General features: G+C 71.0%; 16 protein-coding genes. 9 read left to right on the forward strand and 7 right to left on the reverse strand.

The window, feature by feature from the left end; genetic code table 11:
- Positions 1-162: 162 nt before the first annotated feature.
- The 4 genes from ptsP to QWJ38_RS00020 all read right to left on the reverse strand — a co-directional run bounded on the left by ptsP (position 163) and on the right by QWJ38_RS00020 (position 3247).
- Positions 163-1947 (reverse strand): phosphoenolpyruvate--protein phosphotransferase, encoded by a 1785-nt coding sequence (gene ptsP, locus QWJ38_RS00005; RefSeq protein WP_290356979.1) that lies wholly within the window; start codon positions 1945-1947, stop codon positions 163-165.
- Between the two features lie 101 nt (positions 1948-2048).
- On the reverse strand, positions 2049-2318 hold the full coding sequence (locus tag QWJ38_RS00010; RefSeq protein ID WP_290356980.1) for an HPr family phosphocarrier protein: 270 nt from the start codon (positions 2316-2318) through the stop codon (positions 2049-2051).
- A complete protein-coding gene (locus QWJ38_RS00015) occupies positions 2315-2728 on the reverse strand; it encodes a PTS sugar transporter subunit IIA (protein ID WP_290356981.1) in 414 nt (137 codons plus the stop codon). The genes QWJ38_RS00010 and QWJ38_RS00015 overlap by 4 nt, the downstream gene beginning before the upstream one ends.
- A 21-nt stretch (positions 2729-2749) precedes the next feature.
- Complete coding sequence (locus QWJ38_RS00020; protein WP_290356982.1) at positions 2750-3247, reverse strand: hypothetical protein; 498 nt, start codon at positions 3245-3247, stop codon at positions 2750-2752.
- 32 nt (positions 3248-3279) lie between these two features.
- Between QWJ38_RS00020 and QWJ38_RS00025 the strand changes: the two genes are divergently transcribed.
- The 8 genes from QWJ38_RS00025 (at position 3280) to mdoH (ending at position 13605) form a co-directional block, all read left to right on the forward strand.
- Positions 3280-4536 (forward strand): CaiB/BaiF CoA transferase family protein, encoded by a 1257-nt coding sequence (locus tag QWJ38_RS00025; RefSeq protein ID WP_290356983.1) that lies wholly within the window; start codon positions 3280-3282, stop codon positions 4534-4536.
- A 193-nt stretch (positions 4537-4729) separates the two neighbouring features.
- Complete coding sequence (locus QWJ38_RS00030) at positions 4730-5920, forward strand: ATP-binding protein (protein ID WP_290356984.1); 1191 nt, start codon at positions 4730-4732, stop codon at positions 5918-5920.
- A 43-nt stretch (positions 5921-5963) separates the two neighbouring features.
- Positions 5964-6476 (forward strand): TlpA disulfide reductase family protein, encoded by a 513-nt coding sequence (locus QWJ38_RS00035; RefSeq protein WP_290356985.1) that lies wholly within the window; start codon positions 5964-5966, stop codon positions 6474-6476.
- A 20-nt stretch (positions 6477-6496) separates the two neighbouring features.
- Entirely contained in the window at positions 6497-7936 is a 1440-nt protein-coding gene (locus tag QWJ38_RS00040; protein ID WP_290356986.1) for a sensor histidine kinase, read from the forward strand.
- Complete coding sequence (locus tag QWJ38_RS00045; protein ID WP_290356987.1) at positions 7920-8492, forward strand: hypothetical protein; 573 nt, start codon at positions 7920-7922, stop codon at positions 8490-8492. The genes QWJ38_RS00040 and QWJ38_RS00045 overlap by 17 nt, the downstream gene beginning before the upstream one ends.
- Position 8493: 1 nt before the next feature.
- Positions 8494-9855: a sigma 54-interacting transcriptional regulator gene (locus QWJ38_RS00050; RefSeq protein WP_290356988.1), complete on the forward strand. Its 1362-nt coding sequence runs from the start codon at positions 8494-8496 to the stop codon at positions 9853-9855.
- A 172-nt stretch (positions 9856-10027) separates the two neighbouring features.
- Positions 10028-11545 carry a glucan biosynthesis protein G gene (locus QWJ38_RS00055; protein ID WP_290356989.1) on the forward strand — a complete coding sequence of 506 codons (1518 nt, stop codon included), beginning with the start codon at positions 10028-10030 and terminating at the stop codon, positions 11543-11545.
- Complete coding sequence (gene mdoH / locus QWJ38_RS00060) at positions 11518-13605, forward strand: glucans biosynthesis glucosyltransferase MdoH (RefSeq protein ID WP_290356990.1); 2088 nt, start codon at positions 11518-11520, stop codon at positions 13603-13605. Before QWJ38_RS00055 ends, mdoH begins: the two co-directional genes overlap by 28 nt.
- A 21-nt stretch (positions 13606-13626) precedes the next feature.
- Here mdoH and lipA read toward each other — a convergent pair whose 3' ends face one another.
- On the reverse strand, positions 13627-14616 hold the full coding sequence (gene lipA / locus QWJ38_RS00065; RefSeq protein WP_290356991.1) for a lipoyl synthase: 990 nt from the start codon (positions 14614-14616) through the stop codon (positions 13627-13629).
- 2 nt (positions 14617-14618) lie between these two features.
- Positions 14619-15290 (reverse strand): lipoyl(octanoyl) transferase LipB, encoded by a 672-nt coding sequence (gene lipB / locus QWJ38_RS00070; RefSeq protein ID WP_290356992.1) that lies wholly within the window; start codon positions 15288-15290, stop codon positions 14619-14621.
- Positions 15291-15313: 23 nt separating this feature from the next.
- On the opposite strand from lipB, the gene QWJ38_RS00075 reads away from it, so the two are divergent.
- Positions 15314-15958, forward strand: coding sequence for a tetratricopeptide repeat protein (locus QWJ38_RS00075; protein ID WP_290356993.1), 645 nt, complete (start codon positions 15314-15316; stop codon positions 15956-15958).
- A gap of 16 nt (positions 15959-15974) precedes the next feature.
- Here QWJ38_RS00075 and QWJ38_RS00080 read toward each other — a convergent pair whose 3' ends face one another.
- Positions 15975-16265, reverse strand: coding sequence for a DUF493 family protein (locus QWJ38_RS00080; protein ID WP_290356994.1), 291 nt, complete (start codon positions 16263-16265; stop codon positions 15975-15977).
- Positions 16266-16267 lie beyond the last annotated feature (2 nt).

Here is a 16267-nt window from a genome sequence, read left to right on the forward strand (position 1 = left end):
AGCACTTTCGAAAAACTTCTCAAACCGTGCTTGCCGCGTGCTCATCGCCGCTTCCCTCACCGCCCAACTTCCTTCCGAAGAAGTCCGCGAGCAGCGAAGCCCGCTACTGTAGCACAGGTTTTCTGGCCTCGACAAGTCGAGCGCCAGATTCGAAGAAAAGAGTTACTGCACCAGCCCCGCGGTCCGTTGCGAACCGAAGGCCAGCTCGGCGCTGCGCTGGGGATCGTCGCTGGCGAGCACGCTATCGATCAGGCCGCCGAGCCGAGCCGCATCGGCGCGCAGCACCCGCTGCTTGACCGAGGGGATCTGCGAGGGGTGCATAGAGAAGCTGCGCAGGCCCATGGCCAGTAGCAGATCGGTAAAGGCCGGGTCGCCGGCCATCTCGCCGCAGACGCTGACCGACTTGCCGGCCGCGCGCGCCTGCGCGATCGAGCTGGCCAGCAACTGCAGCACGGCCGGATGCCAAGGATCGTATAGATGGGCGACCGCCTCGTCGGCGCGGTCAATCGCCAGCGTGTACTGGATCAGATCGTTGGTGCCGATTGAGACGAAGTCGACATGGCGCAAGAGCAGCGGCAGCATCACGGCGGCGGCGGGGATCTCGATCATCACGCCCAGCTCGACCCGGCCGAACGCATGCCCGGCCTCGCTCAACTGCTGCTGCACCCGTTTCTGCGCCTCGATGATCTGCCGCACCTCGCTTAGATGCGCCACCATCGGAATCAACAGCCGCACCTTGCCAAAGGCGCTGGCGCGGTAGATCGCGCGCAACTGCTGGCGGAACATGCTGGGCTCGGCCAGGCTCCAGCGGATCGCGCGCAGCCCCATGGCCGGGTTCAGCACATGCTCGTGGCGCAGCTCGGTGGCGCTCATCCGGTCCAGCGGTTTGTCGGCGCCGACATCGACGGTGCGTATCGTCACCGGCATGCCCTTCATCGCCTCGACGGCCGCGCGGTAGGCGACAAACTGCTCTTCCTCACTGGGCAGTTCGCCCTCGCGGTTCATGAACAGGAACTCACTGCGGAACAGGCCCACGCCGGTGGCGCCGGCCTCGACCGCCGCCACTGCATCGGCCGGCAACTCGATGTTCGCGTGCAGCTCTATCGCCTGGCCGTCCAGCGTCACGGCCGGCGTGTGGCGCAGCCGCGCCAGCCGCGCGCGCTCGAGCTCGCTCTGGCGCTGGCGGAAGCGGTATTCCTCCAGCACGATCGGTGAGGGGTCGACGATTACCGCGCCGGCATCGCCGTCGATGATGACCCAGTCGTCCTGGCGGATCAGACGCGAGGCCTCGCGCGTGCCGACCACCGCCGGGATGTCCATGCTGCGCGCGACGATGGCGGTGTGCGAGGTCTTGCCGCCGATATCGGTGATGAAGCCGTGAAAGATGCTGCGCTTGAACTGCATCATGTCGGCTGGCGCAATGTCGGCCGCCACCAACAGCAGCGGATCCTCGCCGGCGAAATCGCGCTGCGCGACGCTGGCGGCGTCGCTGGTCGCCTGGCCCTGTTCGCGCGCCAGCGCGCCCAGCACGCGCTCGACGACCTGCTCCAGATCGGCCTTGCGCTCGCGCAGGTACTCGTCTTCCATTTCGTCGAACTGGCGCGCCAGCACCTCCAGCTGGGCCGACAGCGCCCATTCGGCGTTGTAGCGCCGCTCGACGATCCAATGCTTGGTGGCGCCGATCAGCGCGTCGTCATGCAGGAGCATCAGGTGCACGTCCAGCAGCGCCGCCAGCTCGTGCGGCGCATCGTCGGGCAACTCGTTTTTCAGCGTCTCCAGCTCCAGCGCAACCACATCGCGGGCCCGCAGCGCGCGAGCCAGCTCGGCGCTGACCTGGTCCTCGCCGATGAAGTAATGCGCGACATCGACCCGGCTGGAAGCGACGAGCACGGCCCGGCCTATCGCCACGCCACGAGAAACCGGAATTCCGAAGACCTGGAAGCTCATGCGCCGACTGTAGCAGCGCCTCAAGCCCGCCCCGGGCATGGGCCTACCGGCGCGCCATCGCCGGCACTCCTCGGCCCAGCCCTCGGCTGAGCCGCCGCGGCTTACTGACCTTCGCCGAACTTGTCGTTGACCAGGGCGGTGATCGCGTCCTGCGCGGCCTGCTCGTCCGGCCCTTCCGTCTCCAGCTCCACCTGCGCGCCAAGACCGGCCGCCAGCATCATCACGCCCATGATGCTCTTGGCATTCACGCGGCGGCCATTGCGGCTCATGAAGACCTCGCACTGGAACGAGCCGGCCAGCTTGGTCAGCTTGGCCGAGGCGCGGGCGTGCAGGCCCAGCTTGTTGCTGATGGTGAGCGTGGACTTGATCATTGAGACGGGGGACTCTGATTGGGGTTCACGGGAAGATCGGCGACGACGACGCCGCCATGGCCGCCCTGGGCGGCGCGCTCGGCCAGCGCGGCCAGCGGCTCGTTGGCATAGCACAGCGAGCGCCACAGCATCGGCACGTTGACGCCGCTGACCAGACGCACGGCCTCACTCTGCAGGCGCAGCGCGGCGTTCGACGGGGTGGCGCCGAACACGTCGGTCAGCAGCAGCCATTCGGCATGACCGCCCGCCTGCATCAGCGCGCGCGCGGCCGCCTCGACCGCCTCGGCCGACATCTCCGGCCCGACGTCCAGCACCTTCAGCTGCGACGCGCAGTTCGGAAAGGTGTGCTCGGCCACCGCTTTCAGGGCGGTGGCCAGGGGGGCGTGGGCGATCAGGAGCAGGCCGGGCATGGGGGCGATTATCAGCGGCGCTCAAGGAGCCAGCCGCAGCGAGCCGGCAAAGCTGTCCCAGGCCGTGTCGTTGTACCGCGGACCCAGCATAAGCGCCTGATAGACGACAGGGCCGCGGGCGAACACCGCCAGCTGCGCATGCTGCTCGCCGCCGGCCAGGCGCTGCGTCAGCGCCTGCGGGTTCGGCGTCATGCCCGGCACCTGCAGCGGCCGCGGCGCCTCGGCGCGCGCCTGCAGCTTGCTCGCCAGCGCCTCGCGCATCTGCTGCAGCGCCGGCTCCACCCGGGACGGATCGGGCAGCTCGGCCCAGGACAGCGCAAAGCTGAAACCCGCCGCCTTGCATTGCGCGAGGCCCATGCGCGCCGGCTCGGCCGGGGTCGGCGCATGGCTGCTCAGCTCGGGCTTGCACGGAAACAGCGCCAGCGCGCCGGCCTCGGCCAGGCGCACCTCGCGCCAGTCCAGGCTCGGCGAACAGGCGGACAGGGCAAGGACAAGAAGCGGCAGGGCGGCGGATCGCATCGCCACATTATCCGAGGCCGCACAATGCGACCATGCAGAGCAAGCCCTCCCCCGCCTCCCCGCTGCCGGCCATGTCCCTGGCCGGCGTGCGCGTGCTGGACCTGTCGCGCGTGCTGGCCGGACCCTGGTGCACGCAGACGCTGGCCGACCTGGGCGCCGACGTGATCAAGGTCGAGCGCCCCGGCAGCGGCGACGACACGCGCGCCTGGGGCCCGCCCTATCTGAAGGACGCCACCGGCGCCGACACCAGCGAGGCCGCCTACTACCTCGGCGCCAACCGCAACAAGCGCTCGATCGCGATCGACATCGCCAGCGCCGCCGGCCAGGCGCTGATCCGCCGGCTGGCGACGCGGGTCGACGTGCTGGTCGAGAACTTCAAGGTCGGCGACCTGGCCCGCTACGGGCTCGACGCGAAAAGCCTGCGCGAGCTCAACCCCGGCCTGATCGTCTGCTCGATCACAGGCTTCGGCCAGGACGGGCCCTACAAGGAGCGCGCCGGCTACGACTATGCGGTGCAGGGCCTGGGCGGGCTGATGAGCGTCACCGGCGAGCGCGACGACCTGCCCGGCGGCGGGCCGCAGAAGGTCGGCGTCGCCGTTGCCGATCTGTTCACCGGCCTGTATGCGACGGTGGCCATCCTGGCCGCGCTGCGCCACCGCGACGCGACCGGAGAGGGGCAGGAGATCGACATGGCCCTGCTCGACACCCAGGTCGCCATGCTGGCCAATCTGGGCGCCAACTATCTGTGCACCGGCCGTGCCCCGGGCCGCATGGGCAATGCGCACCAGAACATCGTGCCCTACCAGGTCTTCGAGGCCAGCGACGGTCATCTGATCGTGGCCGTCGGCAACGACGGCCAGTTCGCCAAGTTCGCCGAGATCGCCGGTCGCCCCGACTGGCCGCAGGACCCGCGCTTCGCCCGCAATGCCGAGCGCGTGCGCAACCGCGAGCTGCTGGTGCCGCAGATCGCCGCCGCACTCAAGACCCGACCCCGCAAGGACTGGCTGGCCGCGCTGGAGGCGGCCAAGGTGCCCTGCGGCGCGATCAACAACCTGGCCGAGACCTTCGCCGACCCGCAGGTCCAGGCCCGGGGCATGACGGTGGCGATGGACCATCCGCTGTCCGACTCGCTGCGCCTGGTGGCCAGCCCGATCAAGCTGTCGGCCACGCCGGTCGCCTACCGGCACGCGCCGCCGCTGCTGGGCCAGCACACGCAGGAACTGCTGCGCGAGGCCGGCCTGGACGAGGCCGAGATCGCCGCGCTGGCGCAGCAGCGGGTGATCGCCTGAGCGCCGCGGCGTGAGAAATTTCGCGAAAATCGGGCGCTCGCCGGCTGGCCGCCCGAGTTCCCCCGGATCGGGGGATGGACGCTCCAGGTCCCAGCAAAGAGCATGGCGCAGCCGTCGGGATTGAAGTCTTCACCGCCGCCGATCCACCATCGCCCGCCGTCGATTTCGCCCGCCGCGCCTGCCTGCCCCGTTCATGTCCAGCCCCCCGCCCGTCAACAACCCAGCCGCCAGCGCGGCCGCCGCCAATGCCGCGGCCAATGACGTGGCGCTCGGTCCCAGCCCGATTCAATGGGCCGAGATCGTGCAGCAGCTGGGCGCCGAGATCGCCGGGCCGCTCTCCTCGGCGCTGGAACGCATCCACAGCCTCACCAGCACCGGCCAGATCGACCGCCAGAGCCTGCGCGCGCTGCGCGAGAGCGTGGCCCAGGCGCGCGAGGCCGGCATGATCGGCCAGCAGCTGGCGCGCCTGGCCTCGGGCCGGCTACGCCTGTCGCGCGAGCGCCTGCACCTGACCCAGCTGCTGCGCAGCGTGCTGGCGCAGCGCAGCCGCGAGACCCAGGCGCGCGGCATCCAGGTGCGCCAGGTGCTGAAGCCGGTCGAGGTGATCACCGACGGTTCGCTGCTGTTCTCGCTGCTCAACGCCCTGATGGACTGGGCGCTGTCCAGCACCCATTCCTCGGTCGACCTGAAGCTGGACCTGACGCCCTGGCCGGCGCGCGCCCGCCTGGTCTGCCGCTTTGCGCATCGCTCGCTGGACCTGCTCGGCGATGCCCGTGGCACCGCCGACGCACAGCAGACGCAGGCGCTGAACTCGCTGGCCTGGCGACTGGTCGAGCAGACGGCGATCACGATCGGCGTGCTGCCGCTGCGCGAGGACGAGGCAGGCATCACCGTGCTGACCCTGGAGTTTCCGCACACGGTCGGCGACGAGCCGGGCCTGGCCTCGACCCCGCCGCCTCCGCCGGCCAAGGCGGCGCCGGAGAGCGAGCACCAGCATTCGGCCAATTCCAAGCCGCTGGCCGGCAGCCATCTGCTGATCGTCACGCCGCGACGCGAGCTGCGCCTGCAGATCCAGGCCGCCGTCCAGCATATGGGCCTGATCGTCGACGTCGTCGACACGATGGCCGACGCGACCCAGTTCTGCCTGGAAGGCCTGCCGCATGGCATCGTCTTCGAGGCGGCCCAGCGCGGCGCGGAATTCGATCAGTTGCAGGCCGAGGTGCTGCGCGAGGTGCCCGAGTTCAGCTTCATCGAGGTGCGGGACGGCGAGCAGCAGACCCAGCTGTCGACGGCCACGCCCGATGGCCTGGCGCGGATCTCGCGCCAGCATCTGGCCGACGCGCTGCCGGGCATGCTGGTGTTCGAGCTGTCGAAGGGCCTCTGATCCCGCTCAGCGAGGGTTTTCATCGCCCCGCTAAAATCGGCGCATGAAGACCGCGCCCCGCCTCCTTGCTTCCGCCCTGCTCGTGGCCGTGCTGGCCGGCGCCGGCCTGCTGGCCTACCAGAGCCTGGGCCAGCGCGAGAGCGCGCCGCCGGTCCGCTATGTACTGCTGGACGGCGCCAACGGCGATTCCAGCCAGTGGAAGGGCAAGGTGATGCTGGTCAACTTCTGGGCCACCAGCTGCACGACCTGCGTCAAGGAGATGCCGCAGATCGTCGCCACCCACGAGAAGTACAAGTCACGCGGCTTCGACACGCTGGCCGTCGCGATGAGCTACGACCCGCCGGCCTTTGTGGCCAATTTCGCCGAGAGCCGCAAGCTGCCCTTCGGCGTCGCGATCGACAACACCGGCGAGATCGCGCGCCAGTTCGGCAAGGTCCAGCTGACGCCGACGACCGTGCTGATCAACAAGCGCGGCGAGATCGTCAAGCGCTATGTCGGCGAGCCGGATTTCGCCGCGCTGCACGGCCTGGTCGAGCAGTTGCTGGCCGAAGGCTGAAACGCTGCCGGGCGCGCGGCATGCCGGCCCGGGTCTACCGCCCCTCGTTCCGCCAGCTGCTGCTGGCCGCCTTCCTGCTGATCTCCGGGCTGCTGGCCGCCGCCTCGCTGGGCGGCCTGCTGACGCTGGAGCGCCTGGCCGCGCAAAGCCGCGCCGCCGCCCAGCATGCCGGCGAGCTGAACGCCGCGGTCCAGCACATCGGCGAGCGCCGCATCGAGATGGAGCGCGCGGCGCGGCAGTTCCTGGTGCTCGAAGACCCTGGGCTGCGCCAGCGCTTCGTCGACGCGGCGTCCGAGGCGCAGACGCTGCTGCGGCAGATCGAGCAGCAGCTGCCGCCGCCCGGCGCGCAGGCGCTGGCCTGGCGCGCGCGGCTGGCCCTGATCCGCGCCCGGCTCGACCAGGCGCCGCCGCGCGGCGCGGCACGGCTGCTGGAAGCCGAGCTGACCGCCGACTTCCGCGATCTGGAAGCGCTGACCGCCGCCCTGGCCGAGCAGGTGCGCCTGGCCAGCGAGGCGCGCAACGCCGAGTTGCAGGCCCGGCTGGAGAGCGGGCGCGCCCGCGTCGGCCAGCAGGTGCTGGCGGCGATCGTGCTGGCGCTGGCGGCCTCGCTGGCCTTCGGCATCTGGCTGACGCGGCCGCTGCGCCGGCTCGAGCAGGCGATCGTCGATCTGGGCGAGAACCGGCTGGACCGCAGCGTCGACATCCGCGGCCCCAGCGATCTGCGTTCGCTGGGCCGACGGCTCGACTGGCTGCGGCTGCGCCTGAGCGAGCTCGATGCCGACAAGGCGCGCTTTCTGCGCCATGTCTCGCACGAGCTGAAGACGCCGCTGGCGGCGCTGCGCGAGGGCGTCGCGCTGCTGGAGGACGGCGTGGCCGGCGCGCTGAGCGCCGACCAGCGCGAGATCGCCCGCATCCTGAGCCAGAACACCGCCGCCTTGCAGCGGCAGATCGAGGACCTGCTGCGCTTCAATGCCGCCGCCTTCGAGGCGCGCCAATTGCAGCGCCGGCCGACCGAATTGGCCGCGCTGATTCGCGGCAAGGTCGACGAGCAGCGGCTGCAGTGGCAGGCACGGCAATTGCTGATCGAGATCGATGGCGGTCCCCTGGTCGCCGATGTCGATCCCGACAAGCTCGCCACGGCGCTGGGCAATCTGCTGTCCAACGCGATCCGCTTCAGCCCGCAGCGCGGCGGCATCCGTTTCCTGCTGTCGACGCAGCCGGGCCACATCGACATCGACATCTGCGACCAGGGGCCCGGCATCGCCGCGTCCGACCGGGCGCGGATCTTCGAGCCGTTCTACCGCGGCGAGCGTCAGCCCGAGGACGCGCTGCGCGGCAGCGGCATCGGTTTGTCGATCGTGCAGGAATACGTGGCCGCCCATGGCGGCCGCATAGCCCTGCTGCCCAGTTCGCTCGGCGCCCATTTCCGCATCACGCTGCTGCATGCTTCCGTCGCCTGACCGCCATCGCCTCGCCGGCCTCTGTTGCGCGCTGCTCGTAGGCGCCTGCGCCGCGCCGCCGCCGGCCCCGCCGCCACCGCCGCCCGAGATCGTCGAGGTCCGAGTGGAGGTGCCGGTGCCCGTCGTGCTGCCCGAGGACGAGGCGGCGCGGCAGATGCTGGCCCTGCACGAGCGGCTGCGCCGGATGGACGCTGCCGAGCTGGCCCAGCAGCTGCCGCCGCCGGGCGACGATGCCGCGCTATCGCCGCAGCAGGCGACGCAGGCGGCACTGGCGCTGGCGCTGGGCCCAGCGCGCAGCAATGGCGAGCTGGGCCGGGCGCAGGCGCTCGTCGATCAGGTGCTGCGCAGCACGGCCCCCGAGGCACAGCCCTGGCAGCCCTGGGCGCTGCTGGTCGGCGCCCGGCTGGCCGAGCAACGCCGGCTGGAGGCGCAGATCGAGCGGCTCGCGCAGCAGGGCCGCGACAGCCAGCGCCGGCTCGAACAGCTCGGCGAGAAGCTCGAGGCGCTGAAGGCCATCGAGCGCAGCCTGAGCAAGCGGCCGGCGTCGGCGCCCTGATATGAGTGCCCAGCTGCTGCTCGTCGACGACGACGCCGACCTGCTGAAGCTGCTGGCGATGCGGCTCGGCGCGGCCGGCTACCAGGTCGCCACCGCCGCCAATGCCGAGCAGGCACTGGCGCAGATCGCGGTCAAGAGGCCGCAGCTGGTGCTCAGCGATGTGCGCCTGCCGGGCCGCGACGGGCTGGCGCTGTTCGACGCGATCCGCGAGCGCCATCCGGCGTTGCCGGTGATCCTGCTGACCGCCCATGGCACGATCCCCGACGCGGTCGAGGCGACCGCGCGCGGCGTCTACACCTATCTGACCAAGCCCTTTGACGGCAAAGCCCTGCTCGACACGATCGCGCGCGCCCTGAGCCTGCCGGCCAGCGACGCGGCGGCGCCCTCGCAGCAGCCCGCCGGCTGGCGCGCCGCCATCATCAGCCGCTCCAACGTGATGAGCGAATTGCTGGCCGAGGCCCGGCTGGTCGCGGCGACCGAGGCCAGCGTGCTGATCCGCGGCGAGAGCGGCAGCGGCAAGGAGCTGCTGGCGCAGGCGATCCACAAGGCCAGTCCGCGCGCCGGCCGGCCCTTCGTGGCCGTCAATTGCGGCGCCATCCCCGAGCCGCTGCTGGAGTCCGAGCTGTTCGGCCATGTCAAGGGCGCGTTCACCGGCGCGCTGGCCCACCACCGCGGCCTGTTCCAGGCGGCCGACGGCGGCAGCCTCTTCCTCGACGAGATCGGCGACATGCCGCCGGCGCTGCAGGTCAAGCTGCTGCGCGTGCTGCAGGAGCGGCGCGTGCGGCCGGTCGGCGCCACGAGCGCGCTGCCGGTCGATGTGCGCATCCTGTCGGCCACGCACCGCGATCTGGACGTGGCGCTGGCCGAGGGCCAGTTCCGCGAGGACCTGTACTACCGGCTCAACGTCGTCTCGCTGCAGCTGCCGACCCTGGCCGAGCGGCGCGAGGACATTCCGCTCTTGGCCCAGCATTTCCTCGGCCGGCTGGCGCTGAAGTACGGCAAGCCGCTGAACGGCTTCGCGCCGGACGCGCTGAAGGCGCTGAGCCTGGCCAGCTGGCCCGGCAATGTGCGGCAGCTGCACAACGTCGTCGAGCAGGTCTCGGCCTTGGCGACGACGCCGCTGATCCCGCTGTCGCTGGTGCAGCGGGCGCTGCGCCTGCCCAGCATGCAGGTGCTCCCCTATGCCGAGGCGCGCCGGCGCTTCGAGCACGAGTACCTGGTCGGCCTCTTGAAGCTGACCGACGGCAATGTCGCCGACGCCGCCCGGCTGGCCGAGCGCAACCGCACCGAGTTCTACCGCCTGCTGCAAAAGCATGGGCTGACGCCCGATCTGTTCCGCGGCGAGGCCCCCGTCGCCGAATAGCGACAGCGGTTTTCTCTTGGCAATCAAGCACTTGGCGGCGCCTGCCGGCGCCGCCGCGGCACGGCTGTCGCCGGGCGGCGACGCCGCGGTGCCGGCCGGCCCGGCACAAAAATCTTAAACCGTTGATTCAAAAGCATTTTTTTGCTGGCATCGGTCTTGCGCAGCAGCACTCATGTGCAATTTTTCACGCGCGCTGCGCCGCTGGACGCTGCTGCTGGGCCTGCTGTCCGCCTGGGGCCTGGCGCAGGGCTTCGGTTTCGAGGACCTCGCCGAGCGGGCCCGGCTGCAGGCGCTGGCGCCCTACCGCGACGACAGCCCGCCGCTGCGGGCCGAGTTGGCCGCGCTGGGCTATGACCAGCTGCGCGACATCCGCTACAAGCCGGCGAGATCGATCTGGCGCAAGGAGCGGCTGCCGTTCGAGCTGAGCTTCTTCCACCGCGGCGGCCTGCAGTCGCAGCAGGTCCGCGTCAACGAGATCGCGCCGGACGGCCGCGTGCGGCCGATCGAGCAAGGAGCTGGCGATTTCGACTACGGCAGGACCGGGCTCGCCGGCGGCGACGCACCGGGCTTCGCCGGCCTGCGCGTGCACCACCGGCTGAACAGCCCGACGCGGATGGACGAACTGCTGGTGTTCCAGGGCGCCAGCTATTTCCGCGCGCTCGGCGCCGGCCAGCGCTACGGCTTGTCGGCGCGCGGGCTGGCGATCGACACGGTCGGCGGCGGCGCCGAGGAATTCCCGCGCTTCACCGAGTTCTGGCTCGAGCGCCCGGCGACGGACGCGCGCCAGCTGACGATCCATGCGCTGCTCGACTCGCCGCGCGCCAGCGGCGCCTACCGCTTCCTCGTGCGGCCCGGCGACAGTACCGTGATCGAGGTGCGGGCGCGGCTGTTCCTGCGCGCCGGCGTGACGACGCTGGGCCTGGCGCCGCTGACCAGCATGTTCCTGCATGGCGAGAACCAGCCGCAGCCGCGCGACTTCCGCCCCGAGGTGCACGACTCCGACGGCCTGATGCTGGCCAGCGCCGACGGCCAATGGCTGTGGCGGCCGCTGCAGAATCCGGCCGGCACGACGGTCAGCAGCTTCCCGCTGCCGGCCGGCCCGCGCGGCTTCGGCCTGATGCAGCGCGACCGCCGCTACGCCAGCTACGAGGACAGCGAGGCGCGCTACGAGCTGCGCCCCAGCGCCTGGGTCGAGCCGATTGGCGACTGGGGCGCCGGCCGGGTCGAACTGGTGCAGTTGCATGCGCCGGACGAGGCGCACGACAACATCGTCGCCTACTGGGTGCCGGCCCGGCCGCCGGCGCCGGGCGAGGCCTTCGATTTCGCCTACCGGCTCCACCTGCAGGGCGGCGCGCAGCAGCGCCCGCCGCGGGCCTGGGTCGCGCAGACCCGCGTCGGCCAGGGCCACGAAAAGCTGGCCGCCGGCGAGCGCCAGCTGATCGTCGATTTCGACGGCCCGGCGCTGCAGCGCCTCGCCGACGACAGCCCCGTGCGGGCGGTGCTCGGCAGCGCCGGCGGCGCCCGCATCGTCGACCACAACGTCTACCGCAATCCCGCCACCGGCGGCTGGCGGCTGAGCCTGCGCGTCCAGCCCCCCGCAGCCGGCCAGGCCGGCGAATTGCGCGGCCATCTGCAATACCGAAACGAGGCAGTGAGCGAAACATGGACCACGCTGATCACGGCACCCTGACGAAACCCGGCGCCAGCGCCCCGCCGATCCACCGCGGCTCGATGGTGCCGCGTCCCTGGGGCCGGCCCGAACCGGCGGACGCCGCCGACGCGGCGCCGGACGAGCCCTGGGCGCGCGTCGCTCGGCGGCGCCGGCGCGCGCTGGGCTTGTGCGTGCTCCTGGCCACCGCGCTGGCGACGACGCTGCTGCTGCAGGCGCAGCCGCAGCCGGCGCTGCCGACAGCGCTGCGCTGGCTGCACGTGGGCCTGTTCGCCCTGCTGTTCGCCTGGGTCAGCGCCGGCTCGGTGACCGCGGCGATGGGCTTCTGGGTGCTGCTGCGCGGCGACCGACATGCGCTGTCGGCGCGGGACACCGGCCTGCGCCCGCTCAGCGGCGCGGCGCGCACGGCGCTGGTGATGCCGATCTGCAACGAGAACATCGCCACCGTCTTCGCCGGCCTGCGCGCCACCTGCGAATCGCTGGCCGCCGTCGGCGCCCTGCGCCTGTTCGATGTCTACATCCTGTCCGACAGCAGCGATCCGGCGCTGCGCACGGCCGAGCTGGCCGCCTGGGCCGAGCTGCGCGATCTGCTGGCCGGTCAGGGCAAGGTCCACTACCGCTGGCGCGCGCGCCGCACGAAGAAGAAGGCCGGCAATGTCGCCGACTTCTGCCGCCGCTGGGGCCGCGACTACCGCTATATGGTCGTGCTCGATGCCGACAGCGTGATGAGCGGCGACTGCCTGCTGGGCCTGGTACGGCTGATGGAGGCGCATCCGCGCGCCGGCATCCTGCAGGCCGCGCCGCAGGCCTGCGGCCATGCGAGCCTGCATGCGCGCGCCCAGCAGTTCGCCGGCCGGGTGACCGGACGGCTGTTCAGCGCCGGCATGCAGTACTGGCAGCTCGGCGAGGCGCATTACTGGGGCCACAACGCCATCATCCGGATCGAGCCCTTCATGCGGCATTGCGCACTGGCGCCGCTGCATGGCGAGGAGATCCTGTCGCACGACTTCGTCGAGGCGGCGCTGATGCGCCGTGCCGGCTACCAGGTCTGGCTGGTCGACGGCCTGGGCGGCAGCTACGAGCAGCAGCCGCCGCATCTGCTGGCCGAGCTGCAGCGCGACCGCCGCTGGTGCCAGGGCAATCTGCAGAATGCCCGGCTGCTGGGCGAGCCGGGCCTGCACGGCGTGCACCGCGGCATGCTGCTGACCGGCGCGATGGCCTATCTGTCCGCGCCGCTGTGGCTGCTCTATGTGAGCCTGGGCGCGCTGCTATGGATCTGGGGCGGCAATGCCGCCTTCGTGCCGCCGGGCGGCTTCGCGCCCGGCGTGCTGGGCCTGTGGGCCGGCACGGTCGCGATGCTGGCGCTGCCGCGCGTGATGGGCGTGCTGGCGGTGCTGCTGCGCGGCGAGCAGCGGCAGTTCGGCGGCGCGGCGGCGCTGCTGCTGAGCACGCTGCTGGAAGCGCTGATGGCGATGCTGCAGGCGCCGCTGCGGATGGCCGCGCACACCGCCTTCATCGTCGGCGCGCTGACCGGCTGGAAGCTGGACTGGAAGTCGCCGCCGCGCGAGACCAGCGATGTCGGCTGGCGCCAGGCCGCGCGCGGTTTCGGCTGGATCGGCGTGCTGGCGCTGGCGCTGTGCGCGGTGCTGCTGGCGCTGCGCCCGTCGGCGCTGGCCTGGGCCGCGCCGCTGGCCGTGCCGCTGCTGCTGGCCGTGCCCATCACCGTGCTGAGCAGCCGGGTCCGACTCGGCGCCCGACTGCGCGCGGCGCGCCTGCTGCTGATCCCCGAGGAGGCGCAGCCGCCGACCGTGCTGCGCCAGGCCTGGAGCTATGCCGGCCAGCCGCGACCACAGCCGGGCTTTGCCGAGCTGCTGCGCAACGGCCGGCTGTTCGAGCTGGTGCGTCAGGCGATGGGGCCGCGCGCGACCGGCCATGGCCGGCGCGCCGCCGCACGCCAGCAGCGGCTGCGGCAGTTGCAGGCCGAACGGCGCGGCTGGGAAGGACTCAGCGCGGCCGAGCGGATGCGCTTTCTCAGCGAACCGGCAAGCCTGCAGCTGCTGCGCCGGGCGGTGAAGGCCTGAGGCGGGCTCAGGCGCCGGCCGTCACACCGGATTGACGCCGGCCGAATGCGCCTGCTGGTCGGCGTGGTAGCTCGAGCGCACCATGGCGCCGACGGCGGCATGGCTGAAGCCCATCTTGTAGGCCTCGGCCTCGAACATCTTGAAGGTGTCCGGGTGCACATAGCGGCGCACCGGCAGGTGGTGACCCGACGGGGCCAGGTATTGCCCGATCGTCAGCATGTCGATGTTGTGGGCGCGCATATCGCGCATCACCTGCAGGATCTCCTCGTCGGTCTCGCCCAGGCCCACCATGATGCCGCTCTTGGTCGGCACGCCGGGCACTTCATCCTTGAAGCGCTTCAAGAGGTTCAGGCTGAACTGGTAGTCCGAGCCCGGGCGCGCTTCCTTGTACAGGCGCGGCGCGGTCTCGAGGTTGTGGTTCATCACGTCCGGCGGCGCGGCCTTTAGGATGTCCAGCGCGCGGTCCATGCGGCCGCGGAAGTCGGGGACGAGCACCTCGATCTGCGTCGTCGGGCTCAGCTCGCGGACCTTGCTGATGCATTCGGCGAAATGGCCGGCGCCGCCGTCGCGCAGATCGTCGCGGTCGACGCTGGTGATGACGACGTATTTCAGCTTCAGCGCCGCGATCGTCTTGGCCAGGTTCAACGGCTCGTCGACGTCCAGCGGATCGGGCCGGCCATGGCCGACGTCGCAGAAGGGGCAGCGCCGCGTGCACTTGTCGCCCATGATCATGAAGGTGGCCGTGCCCTTGCCGAAGCATTCGCCGATGTTCGGGCAGGAGGCTTCCTCGCAGACCGTGTGCAGCTTGTGCTCGCGCAGGATCTGCTTGATCTCGTAGAAGCGGGTGCTGGGCGAGCCGGCCTTGACGCGGATCCAGTCGGGCTTCTTCAGGGTCTCGGCCGGCACGATCTTGATCGGGATGCGCGCCGTCTTCGCCTGGGCCTTCTGTTTGGCGCTGGCGTCGTAATCGGCCGCGCTCTTTGCTTCGTGGGTGACGTTGTCTGTGGCCATGGTCAGGAGGTGAGTTGCGCCCGGAGTCGCTCGCCGAAGATCTCGGCCACCGTGGCCCAGTCCGTGTGAACGCCCAATTTTACGAGGTCCACCGTCTCCAGCCCGGCATAGCCGCAAGGATTGATGCCGGCAAAGGGCTTCAGGTCCATCGCCACGTTCAGGGCGACGCCGTGGTAGCTGCAGTGCCGGCTGATCTTGATGCCCAGGGCCGCGACCTTGCCCAGGCCGCGGAAGGGGTCGCGCGGATCGCCGGGCCCGGTCAGCGCCGCATGGGCGCCGGGCGCGTCCAGCCGCACATAGATGCCCGGCGCGCCGGCGACGCGATGGCCGGTGACGCCAAAGCGGTCCAGGGTCTGGATCACCGCCGTCTCGAGCCGGAACACGTATTCCTTGACGAAGATGCCCTGGCGCCGCAGGTCGATCAGCGGATAGGCGACGACCTGGCCGGGGCCGTGGTAGGTGACCTGGCCGCCGCGGTTGGTCTGCACGACCGGGATGCCGGCCGGGTTCAGCAGATGCTCGGGCTTGCCGGCCAGGCCCTGGGTGTAGGTGGGCGGGTGCTCGCACAGCCAGATCTCGTCCGGCGTGTCGGCGCCGCGCGCCTCGGTGAAGGCCTGCATTGCCTCGACCGTGGCCGCATAGCCGACCCGGCCCAGTGTCTTTACAACAGTCATGGCCGGGATGTTAGCGTTGGGGCATGCGTCGACTGTTCCTGTTGCTGATCGCCTTGCTGCTCGTCGGAGAAGCGGCCCGGGCCGCGCCCGATCCGATGGAAGCCGCGCTGGCCGCCTACGAGGCCGGCGATCTGGCCGCCGCCGCCAAGGGCTTTGCCGCGCTGTCGGTCCGCAAGGTGCCGCTGGCCGACTACAACCTGGCGATGATGCATATCCGCGGCGAGTTGCCCCGGCCCGATCTGCGCGAGGCGCGGCGCCTGCTGGAGCGGGCCGCGGCCGCGCGCTTCGTCGGTGCCGAGCTGGCGCTGGGCCAGCTCTACGACCAGGGCCTGCTCGGCAAACAGGACCTGGCCCGGGCCAAGCAATGGTTCGGCCGCGCGGCCGAGCATGGCAGCGTCGATGCGCAGGTCGCGCTGGCCACCGCCTACTACCTGGGCCGCGGCACCGCCATCGACATGGCGCAGGCCGCGCACTGGTACCGCGAGGCGGCCAAGGGCGGCGATGTCGGCGCGCAATACCTGCTGGCCTCGATGTACGAGAGCGGCCTCGGCCTGGAAAAGGATCTGCGCCTGGCGCGCTACTGGTACGACGTGGCCGCGCGCAATGGCGACGAGGCCGCGCCGGTCAAGGTGCAGGAACTGGACGAGCGGCTCGCCAGCGAAACCTAGTCCTTTGGAAAAGCCTTCAGAGGACGACCTTGACCATCGGATGCGTGGTCAGGGTCCGGTAGAGCTCGTCGAGCTGCTCGCGGCTGGTCGCGGTGACGGTGATGGTCAGACCCAGGTAGTTGCCGCCCTTGCTGGGGCGCTGTTCGATCGTCGCGGCGTCGAAGCCGGGATCGAACTGGCGCGCGACGATCGCGATCGCCTCGACAAAGCCCTCGACATGGGCGCCCATCACCTTGATCGGGAAGCGCGACGGGTATTCGATCAGCGATTGCTCGGGCGGGATGTCCGGCGGCGGGTTGATGTTCATGG

This window comes from Roseateles violae, assembly GCF_030410485.1.
GTDB lineage: Bacteria > Pseudomonadota > Gammaproteobacteria > Burkholderiales > Burkholderiaceae_C > Roseateles_D > Roseateles_D violae.